General features: G+C 69.2%; 9 protein-coding genes. 4 read left to right on the forward strand and 5 right to left on the reverse strand.

Features of this window, described 5'->3' with window-relative positions:
* Position 1 precedes the first annotated feature (1 nt).
* The 3 genes from AC0IYU_RS07890 to AC0IYU_RS07900 form a co-directional block, all read right to left on the reverse strand.
* Positions 2–1345, reverse strand: coding sequence for an MATE family efflux transporter (locus AC0IYU_RS07890; protein ID WP_472114906.1), 1344 nt, complete (start codon positions 1343–1345; stop codon positions 2–4).
* The gene (locus tag AC0IYU_RS07895; protein ID WP_472114909.1) at positions 1342–3081 is read right to left on the reverse strand and encodes a hypothetical protein; all 1740 of its coding nucleotides are present in this window, start codon (positions 3079–3081) and stop codon (positions 1342–1344) included. The genes AC0IYU_RS07890 and AC0IYU_RS07895 overlap by 4 nt, the downstream gene beginning before the upstream one ends.
* Before the next feature lie 76 nt (positions 3082–3157).
* Positions 3158–3427, reverse strand: coding sequence for a type B 50S ribosomal protein L31 (locus AC0IYU_RS07900; protein ID WP_472114912.1), 270 nt, complete (start codon positions 3425–3427; stop codon positions 3158–3160).
* Between the two features lie 183 nt (positions 3428–3610).
* On the opposite strand from AC0IYU_RS07900, the gene AC0IYU_RS07905 reads away from it, so the two are divergent.
* Positions 3611–4678: an oxidoreductase gene (locus AC0IYU_RS07905; RefSeq protein ID WP_472114914.1), complete on the forward strand. Its 1068-nt coding sequence runs from the start codon at positions 3611–3613 to the stop codon at positions 4676–4678.
* 54 nt (positions 4679–4732) lie between these two features.
* Here the strand turns inward: AC0IYU_RS07905 and rho are convergent, their stop codons facing one another.
* Both rho and trxA read right to left on the reverse strand, forming a co-directional pair.
* The gene (gene rho / locus AC0IYU_RS07910) at positions 4733–5998 is read right to left on the reverse strand and encodes a transcription termination factor Rho (RefSeq protein ID WP_013540932.1); all 1266 of its coding nucleotides are present in this window, start codon (positions 5996–5998) and stop codon (positions 4733–4735) included.
* A 179-nt stretch (positions 5999–6177) separates the two neighbouring features.
* The gene (gene trxA / locus AC0IYU_RS07915) at positions 6178–6510 is read right to left on the reverse strand and encodes a thioredoxin TrxA (RefSeq protein WP_042578306.1); all 333 of its coding nucleotides are present in this window, start codon (positions 6508–6510) and stop codon (positions 6178–6180) included.
* Positions 6511–6669: 159 nt separating this feature from the next.
* On the opposite strand from trxA, the gene AC0IYU_RS07920 reads away from it, so the two are divergent.
* From AC0IYU_RS07920 to AC0IYU_RS07930, 3 genes are read left to right on the forward strand one after another with little or no spacing between them, the layout of a single operon-like run.
* Positions 6670–9315 (forward strand): PD-(D/E)XK nuclease family protein, encoded by a 2646-nt coding sequence (locus AC0IYU_RS07920; protein ID WP_472114916.1) that lies wholly within the window; start codon positions 6670–6672, stop codon positions 9313–9315.
* Complete coding sequence (locus AC0IYU_RS07925) at positions 9312–12578, forward strand: UvrD-helicase domain-containing protein (RefSeq protein WP_472114919.1); 3267 nt, start codon at positions 9312–9314, stop codon at positions 12576–12578. The genes AC0IYU_RS07920 and AC0IYU_RS07925 overlap by 4 nt, the downstream gene beginning before the upstream one ends.
* Entirely contained in the window at positions 12575–13813 is a 1239-nt protein-coding gene (locus AC0IYU_RS07930; RefSeq protein WP_472114921.1) for a TIGR03862 family flavoprotein, read from the forward strand. Before AC0IYU_RS07925 ends, AC0IYU_RS07930 begins: the two co-directional genes overlap by 4 nt.
* Positions 13814–13877 lie beyond the last annotated feature (64 nt).

Consider the following 13877-nt stretch of genomic DNA (forward strand, 5'->3'; position numbering starts at 1 on the left):
TTCAGGCCGGCCGCTGCGCCATCGTGCGGCGCAGCAGCGCGATGAACATCAACGCCGTCAATGCCAGCGCGCCGGCGCTCATGACCCAGAACGCCAGCGGCGACTGCATAGCCGGCCAGGGGCCAATGCCTCGGTAGGCCAGCAGGTAGCTGCCGCCCAGCCCCAGGCCCCATAGCATGGCGCAGTAGATGAGCAGCGGCGCCAGCGTCACGCGGTAGCAGCGCAGCACGAACACGCAGAGCGTCTGCACGGCGTCCGACAGGTGGAAGGCCGCCACGGGCAGCAGCAATGCGGCGGCCAGCGCCACCACCGCGGGGTTGTCCGAATACACGTTGGCGAGCTGCGAGCGCAGCGCAACCATCACCCCCGCGAACAGCAGCGCGCACAGCACCGTCAGCTCGAACCCCAGCCGGCAGACGTGTCTGGCCTTGGCCGTATCTCCCGCGCCGAGCCAGAAGCTCACGCGCGCGCTGGTCGCGATGGACAGCGACAGCGGCACCATGTAGGCCACCGCCATCAGGTTGGCGGCGATCTGGTGCGCGGCGGCCGCGGCTGTGCCGAGGCGGGCGATGAACAGCGCCATCAGCGTGAACGAGGTCACCTCCACCAGCACCGCCAGTCCTGCGGGCACGCCCATGCGCGCGAAGTGGCGGATCGTGTGCCAGTCGGGTGCCTCCAGGCGTTCCCACAGCCTGTAGCCGCGGTACAGGGGGCTGCTGCGCAGCAGCCAGACCGCGCAGCCCAGCATGGCCCAGTTGACGCACAGCGTCGCCCACCCGCAGCCCACGAGGCCCATGGCCGGCACGCCCGCGCCACCGAAGGTGAACCACACCGACAGCGGCAGCTTCACCAGCAGCGAGCCCAGCTGCAGCCACGTCACGAGCTGTGGCTTGCCCAGGCTCTGGTTGAGCGTGCTGAACAGGCGAAACAGCAGGGCGGGCGCCAGGCCGAAGGCCAGCACGATGAGGTAGGCCTCGACCTCGCCGCGCATCTCGGCCGGCACCTGGGTCCACCGGAGCACGGCACCGGGCGACAGCAGCACCGCCATGCCGACCACGATGGCGATGCCGGCAAGGTACAGCGATTGGCGCACCGAACGGCCCACCTCCGCGCCGCGACCGCCGCCGTGCAGCTCCGCCCAGATCGGCAACAGCGCCTGCAGCACCCCCATCAGCGACACGTACACGCTGATGAACACGGCCGCGCCGACCGACAGGGCAGCCAGTGCGTTTTCGGAATAGCGGCCCGCGATGATGGTGTCGGTCACGCCGAAGGCCATCACGGCCAACTGGCCGACCAGCACGGTGCCGGCGTGCCGCGCGATCAGGCCCCGTTCGCCACTCACTGCGGCGGGATCTTCTGGTACAGAAGCAGGTCGTCCGCCGCGCTGCTGGGGCGGCGCAGCGTGCCGGCAAAGCGCCACTGGTCGAACGGAATGATGGTGTGCAGCCGCTCGATGGTCTCGGGGCTGGCCAGCAGCCACGGGCAGTTGTTGTCCAGCAGCAGCGGCTTGACGTCGAGCTGGCCGTGGTGGCGCAGCGCCGCGATGTGCGCACGGCTCAGGGCCAGCTCGGCCACGCAGCCGTTTCGACCGACGCGCTGGACCACGGCGTCGACCTGCGGCACGTAGCTGCGCGCGTAGTCGATCGGCGGCAGCCAGAGCGTCATGAGCAGCATCCAGCACAACGCGGTGCCGCCGGCCGGCAGCACCAGCGTCTTCCACAGTGCCGCACGGTGGCGCCCGGTGCGCCAGCGCACCAGCCAGCACCAGGCAATGGTCGCGGCCACCGCCAGCACGACGGCAATCAGAGAGAACTCGGGCACGAACCCCGGCACCAGGCGGGCCACGCTGGCGGCCGGCTTGGGCGGCACGCCGGTCTGCATCGCGATCCAGTAGATCCAGCCCAGCACGGCCAGGCCGCTGAAGAACAGCACGTTGAACCAGTCGATCAGCGCTGCCGCGCTGCGCCGGAAAGTGGGCAGGGCGAAGGCGGCGAGCGTGGCGAAGGCGGGCAGGGCCAGCAGCAGCGAGCGGTCCGAGAAGTCGGTGGTCCAGGTGGCGGCCAGCGGCACCAGCGCGAACCAGAACGGCAGGGCGACATGGCGTGCCGTGAGCTGGCGCCGCCACCGCCACAGCGTCCAGAGGGCCAGCGGCCAGACCGGCCAGGTGAACCACAGCAGCAGCTTGGCCTGGCTGCGCACGTCGCCGAGCAGCGAGCCGCCGGTCATGGTGATCTTCCAGGTCGGCAGCTTCAGGGCGAACACCAGCACGGCGGCCAGCACGGTGACGCCGACCACCGTGAGGAAGGCGCCACGCGTGTAGCCGGGGCCGCTGTCGTCTTCGCTGAACGTGTCCTTGGCGAGGCGCGCGGCCACGAGTCGGCGCTCGTAGGCGATGTAGAGCGCGCTCCCGATGGCCAATGCCAGGCCGACGGTGGGTGCGCCGCTCAGCGTGACGCCGAGCGTGCCCACGACCAGGGCGGTCACCGGGCCGGTCCGGCGGTAGGGCAAGGCGGCAACGCCGTAGAACAGGTACGAGGCGAAGAACAACTGCGCCAGCGCGGGCGTGGTTTCATGGCCGAGCTGGGCCAGGCCGAGGCAGGCAATCAGCGCGAGCAGGCCGCCGTCGGCAATGGCGCGCGCATAGTCGGTCGGGCGTGCCTCGCCGCCGAAGGCGAAGGCCACGGGCTGCGCGCGCGCGGTGCGGGCCAGGTAGTACACGGCGTACCAGGTGGCGGTGAACGCGCCCCACAGCAGGAACGCGAACACGATGCGCACGGCCAGGTCGGGGTTCAGCCACGAGGGGGCGATCTTGATGGCGAGGGCGCCGATCCAGTAGGGGACCAGCGCGGGCGTTTCCGGGCGCAGGCCCAGCAGCATCGGGTCGAACCAGCGCGCGATGCCTTCGGCGGTGTGGGCCAGCTCGGCCATGTAGCCGAAGGCGGTGATGTCCGCGCTCTTCCAGGGGCCCCGGCCGACCAGGCCCGGCAGCAGATAGGCCGCGCACAGCAGGAGCAATGCGATGCGCGGGAGACGACGCACGGCATTCTGGGCAACGATGGCGGGGGTGGGCTGGTTCAAGTGGCGAAAAGCAGGAGTCGGAAAGAAAAAGGGCAGCGCGGTAAACCGGGCTGCCCTCGACGCACAAGCGCGTGCTTTACTTCGAAGCAGTGCCGGTGGTCTTGCCGAAGCGGTTGCGGAACTTCTCGACGCGACCGCCCATGTTGTCGACCGACTTTTGCGTGCCGGTGTAGAACGGGTGCGATTCGCTCGTGGTGTCGAGCTTGAACAGGGGCAGCTCGCGGCCGTCGTCGGTCTTGCCCATTTCCTTGGTGTTCGCGCACGAACGGGTCACGAACTTGAAGCCGTTCGACATGTCGACGAACAGGATGTCGCGGTAATTGGGGTGGATGCCTTCTTTTGCCATGGTGTTTCCTTTTGCGCTGTTGGAATCAATGCGCGGTCGATGCGAGAGCCACCAGCATGCCAGTCGTCTGGCGCGCTGCCCCAGGCAAGCTGGGGAGGCCGGGCCAAGCTGCCCAGCCGCACTTTTCGCGGAGCCCATGATTATCGCATACTGCCCCATTTTCGAGCAAACCGAGGCGCTTCCATGACTTCCAGACCCCTGCGCGCCGGCCTCGTCGGCTATGGTTTTGCCGGCCAGACCTTCCATGCCCCGGTGCTTTCCGCCGTGCCGGGGCTCGAACTGGCCGCCGTGGCCAGTTCGCAGCCGCACAAGGTCCACGCCGACTGGCCGGGCGTGGCCGTGGTGCCCGACGTGGCAGCGCTCGTGGCCCGGGCGGACATCGACCTGGTCGTGGTGGCAACGCCGAATGCCGAGCACTTTCCGGTCGCGAGGGCGGCACTGGAGGCCGGGAGGCATGTGGTGGTGGACAAGCCCTTCACCCTCGACGTGACGCAGGCCCGGGCGCTGGAGGCATTGGCGCGGAGCCACCACCGTGTGCTGAGCGTCTACCAGAACCGGCGTTTCGACGCCGATTTCCTGACGCTGAAAGACGTTGTGGCCAGCGGGGAGCTGGGCCGACCTGTGTACTTCGAGTCGCATTTCGACCGCTTCCGGCCCGAAGTGAAGGTGCGCTGGCGCGAGCAGGCCGTGCCGGGTTCGGGCCTCTGGGTGGACCTGGGCGCCCACCTGGTCGACCAGGCCGTGCAGCTGTTCGGCCGGCCCGACGCGCTCCAGCTCGACACCGCCGTCCTGCGCGACGGCGCCGTGGTCGAAGACTACTTTCACGCCGTGCTGCGCTATGACAGCGGGCCGCATGCACCCTTGCGCGTGGTGCTGCATTCGACCACGCTGGCCGCGCATGCCGCGCCGCGCTACATCCTTCACGGCACGCGCGGGAGCTACGTCAAGCACGGCGTCGATACGCAGGAAGATGCGCTGCGCGCCGGCCACCGGCCGCCGTCCGAAGGGTGGGGCGCCGATCCGCTCGACGGCGAACTCACGCTGATCGGCAGCGACGGGGCCGCCAGCACGCGGGCCGTGCCGACGCGCCCGGGCAACTATGCGGACTACTACGCCGCGGTGCGCGACGCGATCCTCGGCCAGGGGCAGAACCCGGTGCCGCCGGAGCAGGCGGTCGCGCTGATGGAACTGCTGGACATCGGTCGCCAGAGCGCCCATGAGGGCCGCGCGATCTGCATCGCGCGCCCATGAAAAAAGCGCGTTGACCCGTGAGGGCCAACGCGCTTTTGCGACAGAGCGTGGTGCTCAGCCGCCGCGACGCATCATGTCGAAGAACTCGACATTGGTCTTGGTCGCCTTCATGTTCTTGAGCATCAGCTCCATCGACTCGATCTCGTCCATGTTGTACATGAGCTGACGCAGGATGCGGGTCTTCTGCAGGATCTCGGGCGCCAGCAGCAGCTCTTCGCGGCGCGTGCCGCTGCGGTTGAGCTGGATCGACGGGAACACGCGCTTTTCGTACAGGCGGCGGTCGAGGTGGATTTCGGAGTTGCCGGTGCCCTTGAACTCTTCGAAGATCACTTCGTCCATACGGCTGCCGGTGTCGATCAGCGCGGTGCCGATGATGGTCAGCGAGCCGCCTTCTTCCACATTGCGCGCGGCGCCCAGGAAGCGCTTGGGGCGTTGCAGTGCGTTGGAGTCCACGCCGCCGGTCAGCACCTTGCCCGAGGAGGGCACGACGTTGTTGTAGGCGCGGGCCAGGCGGGTGATCGAGTCGAGCAGGATCACCACGTCCTTCTTGAGTTCGACCAGGCGCTTGGCGCGCTCGATCACCATTTCGGCGACGTGCACGTGGCGCGCTGCGGGCTCGTCGAAGGTCGAAGCAATGACTTCGCCCTTCACCGTGCGCTGCATTTCGGTCACTTCTTCAGGGCGCTCGTCCACGAGCAGCACCATCATGTGCACGTCGGGGTAGTTGGCGCTGATTGCGTGGGCGATGTGCTGCATCATCACCGTCTTGCCGCTCTTGGGCGGCGCCACGAGCAGGGCGCGCTGGCCCTTGCCGATGGGGGCGATGATGTCGATGATGCGGCCCGTGATGTTCTCTTCGCCCTTGACGCCGTCGCGTTCCAGCTTCATCTGTTCCTTGGGGAACAGCGGCGTCAGGTTTTCGAACATCACCTTGTGCTTGTTCTGCTCGGGCGGACCGTCGTTGACCTTGTCGAGCTTGGTCAGCGCGAAGTAGCGTTCGCCGTCCTTGGGCGTGCGCACTTCACCTTCGATCATGTCGCCGGTGTGCAGGTTGAAGCGGCGCACCTGGCTGGGCGAGATGTAGATGTCGTCCGTGCTGGCCGTGAAGCTGGTGTCGGGGCTGCGCAGAAAGCCGAAGCCGTCGGGCAGGATTTCGAGCACACCGTCGGCGAAGACCTGTTCGCCCGCCTTTGCGCGCTTCTTGATGATCGCGAACATCAGCTCCTGCTTGCGCATGCGGCCGACGTTTTCGATTTCAAGCGCTTCAGCTTGCTTGAGGACTTCAGACACGTGGAGTGCCTTGAGTTCGTTTAAGTGCATGGAATGACCCCTCGCGGGGTAATCGAACGGAAAACGGGGGGAGGTTGAATGTGAAGCGAGAACTGCTTCACTAACCGGGGAACTCGAACCGGTTGCCTGGAAGGGCCGGTGATCTGTGGGAGATTATGACAGGAAAAACGCGCCGGCCAACGCATTGCGCGCTGGCCGGTTGAAATCGTTCAGGCGAGTTGCTGGTCGATGAAGGCCGTGAGTTGCGCCTTGCTCATGGCGCCGACCTTGGTGGCGGCCAGCTGGCCGTCCTTGAACAGCATCAGCGTGGGGATGCCGCGAATGCCGAACTTGGCGGGGATGTCGCGGTTCTCGTCCACATTCAGCTTGGCGATCTGCAGCTTGCCTTCGTAGGTGGCCGACACTTCGTCGAGGATCGGGGCGATCATCTTGCAGGGGCCGCACCATTCGGCCCAGTAGTCGACCAGCACGGGCTGGCTGGACTTGAGCACGTCGGCCTCGAAAGAGGAATCGGAGATGTGTTTGATGAGTTCGCTGGCCATGTGATGTGTCCTTGGTGCGCAGAGAGTTTCGGTGCAGCTAAAGTGCTGGTCATTGTGACAGAAACCAAGGGGTGGCGTGCCGTGCGGGCATGCTATGGCAGCGATAGCCAAAGCCCTTGTCCGTCACCTCCACGCGCTCTCCAACCCCCTCGATAGAACATGAATGAAGGCCACCCTGTCCAGGCCCTGTGGTGCGATCCCGCCGCCGGCGTCGTCGCGCGCATCGTCCGCGCGCTCGACGACCGCCAGCTGCATGCCGCCCGCACCGTGGTGCTGGTGCCCTATGCGCAGCTGATGGGCGTGGCGCGCGCCATGTGGGCGCGCTGCGGCAGCGCCGGCTTCGTGCCGCGCTTCGAAACCACCCACAACTGGGCACGCAGCGCGGGCGGCTTCGTGCCGAGCGGCTACGACATCGCGCACGACATGGCGCGCGACCTCGTCACGGCCCAGGCGCTGCTTTCGCAGTCGGGGTTCACCGCCGAGCGATTCGCCCTGGCTGGCCGTGTGGTCGAGCTGGCCTACCAACTGGCGCCCCTCGCGGCAGCCGAGACGCCCGAGGCGCGCGCTGGCGACTGGGCGCAGCGTGCCGCCGGCGTGGCCGAGGCGGGCAGCGAATCGGAGTGGTTTCGCACCGAAAGCGCGCTGATCCGCATCGCCGTCGCGTGGGTCTCGACCTCGGGCTACGCGACCGACGTGCTGCTGCGCGAATCCACGCGCGCGCAGGTCGATGCGCTGATCGTTCTCGAGGGCTTCCAGACCGATCCGCTCACCCAGTCGCTGTGCGCCCTGTGGGGCGACGATGCCCTGCGTTTCTCGCTTGTGCCGCCGGGCGCGCCCGGGGAGCCGGCTGCCTTCCACGTGGCGCTGGATCCGGAAGACGAAGCCCAGCTCGCCGCCGCCTGCGTGCTGCGCCACCTGGCCGAAGAACGCTCCCCCGTCGCGCTGGCTGCGACCGACCGCGCGCTCACCCGCCGCATCAACGCCCAACTCGCGGCGCAAGGTGTGGTCACGCACGACGAGACCGGCTGGAAGCTGTCGACCACGCGCGCCGCCGCCACGCTGATGAGCGCGCTGCGCGCCTGCGCCCACGACGCCGGCAGCGACCAGGTGCTCGAGTGGCTCAAGGGCGGCGCAGACGGCGACGCTCCGGCCGTGCAGTCGCTCGAGGCCCGCCTTCGCCGCGAGGGCCTGCGCGACTGGTCCGCGTGGTGTGCGCTGGTGGCGCGCAGCGAGAAAGCGCAGGACGTCGCGCTGCTGCCCTTCACCGAGGCCGTCGAGGCGCGCCGCATGCCGATGGCCCGCTCGCGCCCCTTGGCCGAATGGCTGCACGCCTTGCGAGAGCTGCTCGAGGCGGGCGGCCACTGGCAGCTGCTGGTCGACGACTTCGCCGGCGGCAAGGTCATCGGCGCGCTCTGGCTCGACGCCGGCGCGCACGGCGACGACGACGCGTTTCCGGGCGGGCGCCACACGCTGGCCGAGTTCACCGCCTGGGCCCGCGACGTGCTGGAAGACGCCAGCTTCGTGCCGCCGGCCGGCGATCAGGCCCCGCGCGTCGTCGTGCTCCCGCTGTACCAGCTGCTGGGCCGCGCGTTCGGCGCCGTGGTCATCCCCGGTTGCGACGACCGGCGCCTGCCCGCATCGCCCGAGCCGCCGGGTAACTGGAGCGCGGCGCAACGCCTCGAACTCGGCCTGCCTTTGCGCGAGGTGCTCGAGGCGGCACAGCGCGCGGCATGGGCCGCGGCCCTGCGCAACCCGTGTTGCGAGTTGCTCTGGCGCCAGTCCGATGCCACCGGCGAGCCGGTGAGTCCCAGCCCGCTGGTGCAGGCACTGCGGCTCGACTACGCCTTGCAGCCTTCCGCCGATCCGCGCCTGCCGCGCGAGGTTGCCGTGGAGCCGACCGCGTACCCGAAGCCCTCGGGCGCGCTCCTGCCGCTGGAGAACATCTCCACCAGCGTGTACGAGGACCTGCGCCGCTGCCCCTACCGTTTCTTCGCGCTGCGCCAACTGGGCCTGCGCAGTGCCGACGAGCTCGATGCCGAGGTCGACAAGCGCGACTTCGGCAACTGGCTGCACGCCGTGCTGGGCCATTTTCATGAGGCGCTGATCGAAACCCCGACGCAGGATGCGCAGGAGCGCCTCGCGTTCATCGAAGACGCCGCGCAGCGCGCCACCCGTGAAATGGCGCTGTCCGACGCCGAATTCCTGCCTTTTGCCGCGGCCTGGCCCGCGGTGCGCGACGGCTACCTTGGCTGGCTCACGGGCCACGAGGCCGGCGGCGCGGTCTTCGTCGAATCCGAGCCCTGGAAAGAGCAGTCGCTGGGCAACCTTCGGCTGGTCGGCCGTCTCGACCGCATCGACCGCATGCCCGACGGCCAGGCCTTCGTGATCGACTACAAGACCGAGTCTTCCTCGGTGACCAAGGAGCGCGTGAAAGACCCGACCGAAGACACGCAGCTCGCGTTCTACGCGGCGCTGGTGGCCGACGACACCCTGCGAGCGGCCTACGTGAACGTGGGCGAGAAATCGTCCGGCACGCAGACCGTCGAGCAGCCCGCGGTGGTCGAGGCGCGCGACGCCCTGGTGGCCGGCATCATCGAAGACTTCGCCCGCATCGCGCAGGGCGCCGCGTTGCCGCCGCTGGGGGAGGGCGCCGTGTGCGACTACTGCGTGGCGCGCGGCCTGTGCCGCAAGGATTTCTGGGGCGATGAAGCCCCCCGGCTTGCCACTGCGTGGGCTTCGCCCTCCCCCGAGGGGGAGGCGCCTGCGCCTTGGGGCGGCCCGGCGGTCGGAGGCGATACGAAATGAACGACGCGGCATACGAACACAACGGCCGCCACGTCGCGCGCGAGGCTTTCTACACGGTCGCCTGCGACCCGCGCCGCTCCGTGGCGGTGGAGGCTTGCGCCGGCGCGGGCAAGACCTGGATGCTGGTCTCGCGCATCCTGCGTGCATTGCTCGAAGAGGGCGAATCCGCCTGCGAACCGCACGAGATCCTGGCGATCACCTTCACGAAGAAGGCGGCCGGTGAAATGCGCGAGCGGCTCGACCAGTGGCTCGAAGACTTCGCCGAGCGCCCGCCGGAGGAGCTGGTGCGCGAACTCGTGATCCGTGGTGTCGAACCTGCGGCCGCAGGGGCCGCCGTTCCGCGCCTGAAAGGCCTCTACCGGCGCCTGCTCGAAGGCGGCCGGCCGGTGCAGTTCCGCACCTTCCACGCCTGGTTTGCGGGCCTGCTGCGCAATGCGCCGCTCGCGGTGCTGCGCGAACTGGGGCTGCCTTCCAACTACGAGCTGCTCGAAGACGATGCCGAGGCGCGCGGCCACACGTGGCGCCCGTTCTTCGAAGCGGTCACTGCCGACAAGGACGCCCTGGCCGACTACTACGCCGTCGTCGCGACGCACGGCCGCTCGCAGACGGCCAAGGCGCTGAGCGAAGCCCTGTCCAAGCGCGTGGAGTTCTCGCTCGCCGACCCGGAAAACGCCGTGCAGCATTTCAGCGCGTTCCATCCGTCGCTCGAAGGCCTGGACGCGCCGACCGATGCGTTGCGCGGAGAACCCGTCCGGCGTCGCTGGCTCGACCGCGCCGCCGCGCTGGGCCGCGAATCCAACAAGACGCCGCAGAAGGCGGCCGAAGCCATCATCGACGTGTTCGGCACGGGCGAGCCCGCGGTTGAATCGCTGTCGTCCGCGCTCGCGCACCTGCGCAAGAACTTCTTCGTCGCCACCGAAGACCGGCTCAACAAGAACCTGCAGAAGTTCCCCGCCGCCCAGGAGGCCGAGGCCGAACTGCAGGTGCTGTGCGGCGCGCAGGCGCAGCACGCGGCCTGGCTCTACCAGCAGCGCATGACGCGCCTCACGCGCCTGCTGATCGCCGCCTTTGCCGATGTCAAGCGCGCCCACGGCTGGGTCGACATGAACGACGTCGAGCAGGCCGCGCAACTGCTGCTGGGCCAGTCGGCGCTGTCAGGCTGGGTGCAGGAGCGGCTCGACGCGCGCATCGCGCACCTCCTGATCGACGAGTTCCAGGACACCAACCCGCTGCAGTGGCAGGCGCTCTACGGCTGGCTCAGCGCCTACGTTGGCGCAGGCAGCAGCGCGCCGCGCGTGTTTATCGTGGGCGACCCGAAACAGAGCATCTACCGCTTTCGCCGGGCCGAGCCGCAGGTGTTCATCGCGGCCAAGAAGTTCGTGCGCGAAGGGCTGGGCGGCGAGCTGCTGAACTGCGACCACACGCACCGCAACGCGCGCAACGTGGTCGGCCTGGTCAACGCGGCGATGCTGGCCGCGCAGGAGGCCGGTGAGTTCGACGGCTACCGCGCCCACACCACCGAACGCGGCGACGAGGGCGAGCTGCTCAAGCTGCCGGCCATCGACCGCGATGCGCTCGGTGAATCGGCCGCGGCCGCGGCCGCGCCGGCGGACGACGGCATGCTGCACTGGCGCGACAGCCTCGTCACCCCGCGCGTGCTGCCCGAAGAGCAACTGCTGCAGAAGGAGTGCGAGCAGGCCGCCCGATGGGTCGCGCAGCGCATTGCCGACGGCACGCCGCCGCGGCAGATCATGGTGCTGGCGCGGCGCCGCAGCCGCCTGTCCGCCATGCAGGACGCCCTGCGCCAGCGCCACATTCCCGTGCAGCAGCCCGAGAAGAACGAGCTGCACGACGCGCCCGAAGTGCAGGACGTGGTCGCGCTCATCGACGCGCTGGTGTCGCCCGCGCACGACCTGTCGCTGGCGCGCGCGCTCAAGTCGCCCGTGTTCGGCGTCGACGACGAGGTGCTGGTTGAACTGGCATTGCGCCAGCGCGAGCGCGGCATGGTCAGCTGGTTTGCGCTGGTGCAGAAGGACGAAAGCCTGCCGCCGGTGTTGACCGAGGCGGGCGCGAGGTTGAAGAAGTGGCAGCGCTGGCTGATGACGCTGCCGCCGCACGATGCGCTGGACGCGATCTTTCACGACGGCGACCTGCTCGCAAAATTCGGCGCCGCCGTGCCGGCCACCCTGCGCCAAGGCGTACTGGCCAACCTGCGCGGCGTGCTGACGGCGTCGCTCGACATCGACGGCGCGCGCTTCGTCACACCTTACGCGCTGGTGCGTGCGCTGCGCGCCGGCGGGGTGCGTGCGCCGACCGTGGCCGCGCCCGATGCGGTGCAACTGCTGACCGTGCACGGCGCCAAGGGCCTCGAAGCCGACACGGTGCTGATGCTCGACTGCGACGCCGCGCCACCGCGCGCCCAGACCATGGGCGTGCTGGTCGAATGGAAGGGAAGCGACAGCGCGCCCACGCGCTTCGTGTTCCTTGCGAGCGAGAAGGCGCCGCCCGCCTGCGCGGTCTCGCTGCTCGAGGAAGAGCAGCGCGCGCGGCATCGCGAGGAGCTCAACGGCCTTTACGTGGCGACCACGCGGGCGCGCGAGCGGCTGGTGCTGTCGTCGGTGCGTCCCGCGCGTGCCAACGAAAGCAGTTGGTGGTCACGGCTGGAGCCTCTGTGCGAGCCCACCGAGGCCGACGAGCCGGTGGTCGCGCTGCCGACGGCAGCGAGCGCGGGCACCTTCGGCATGAAGCAGATGCCTGCGGTGCCCGCATCCGCCGCGCCGCCGACCGCGAAGAAGGCCGCCGACGCGACCGTCGATGCGCGCGCCGCGGCCTTCGGCCAGGCCATGCACCGGCTGCTCGAATGGGCCGTGCCGGGCGAGGCGCTGCCGGCGGCGCATGTGCGTGCCGCGGCACGCGAATTCATGCTCGACGCGCAGCAGGCGCGCGGCGCGGCGGCGCTGGCCCAGCGCATCCGCGCGGGTGAGGGCGCCTGGGTGTGGGACGATCGCAGGGTCGACTGGCATGGCAACGAAGTCACGCTGGTGCATGAAGGCGAGACCTTGCGCATCGACCGTCTGGTGCGCGAGCGCGACGGCGGCGCCTGGTGGATCCTCGACTACAAATCCGCGGCGCGCCCCGAACGGGACGCCGCGCTGATCGCACAGATGCAGCGCTACCGCGCCGCGGTGCAACATGCCTACCCCGGTGCCACGGTGCGCGTCGCGTTCCTGACCGGGCAGGGCGAACTGGTAAATCTCGAATGACTGTTTCCTCTACCGTTGCCGTGATCGGCGGCGGACCTGCCGGCCTGATGGCGGCCGAAGTGCTGAGCGCCTCCGGCGCGCAGGTGCATGTGTACGACGCCATGCCCTCGGTGGGCCGCAAGTTCCTGCTGGCCGGCCGCGGCGGGCTGAACCTCACGCACTCCGAGCCTTTCGACGTGTTCATGAGCCGCTTCGGCGACCGGCGCGCGCAGCTCGAGCCGATGCTCGCGCAGTTCGGGCCGCAGCAGGTGCGCGAATGGGCGGCGGGATTGGGCGTCGAGACCTTTGTCGGCACCTCGGGGCGCGTGTTCCCGACCGACATGAAGGCAGCCCCGCTGCTGCGCGCCTGGCTGCAGCGGCTGCGCGCGGCGGGCGTGCTATTTCACATGCGGCATCGCTGGCAGGGCGACGGGGCGCTGGACCTGGGTGCGTTGCGCTTCACGACGCCGGGCGGCGAGGTCACGGCGAAGGCCGATGCGGTGGTGCTGGCGCTGGGCGGTGCCAGCTGGGCGCGATTGGGTTCCGACGGTGCCTGGGCGCCCTGGCTGCAGGCGCAGGGCGTGGACGTGGCTCCGCTGCTGGCCGCCAATTCCGGCTTCGACGGCGCGGGCTGGAGCGAGCATTTCTCCAACCGCTTCGCCGGCCAGCCCTTCAAGTCGGTGGCCATTGCATTCACCGACAGCCAGGGCCGTCAGTTTGCGCGCAAGGGCGAGTTCGTGGCGACCGCCACGGGCATCGAAGGCAGCCTGGTCTATGCGGCCTCCGCGCTGCTGCGCGACGAGATCGCAGCCAACGGCAGTGCAACGCTGTTGCTGGACTTGCTGCCCGACCGCAGTGCCGAGCAGGTGCTGGCCGCGGTGAGGCATCCACGCGGTGCGCGTTCGCTGAGCAGCCACCTCAAGAGCCGGCTGGGCCTGGAGGGCATCAAGGCCGGCGTGCTGCACGAAGCGCTGAGCCGCGAAGCAATGCAGGACGCGGCGCAACTGGCGGCCACGATCAAGGCGGTGCCACTGAAGCTGGTCGCGACGCGGCCGGTGGACGAGGCCATCAGCACGGCGGGCGGTGTGCGCTTCGGCGCGCTCGATGCACAGCTGATGATCGGCGCGCTGCCGGGTGTGTTTGCCGCGGGAGAAATGCTGGACTGGGAAGCGGCGACCGGCGGCTACCTGCTGACGGCATCGATGGCCAGCGGTGCGGCGGCAGCGCGCGGCGCGATTCAGCGGCTGGGCCTGTGAAGGCCCCGAATCGCTGGGTGTTTATGCTGACTGGCTAAGTGAATTTGCAAGCCTCGTTTCATTT

The sequence above is a fragment of the Variovorax sp. AC103 genome (assembly GCF_979254005.1).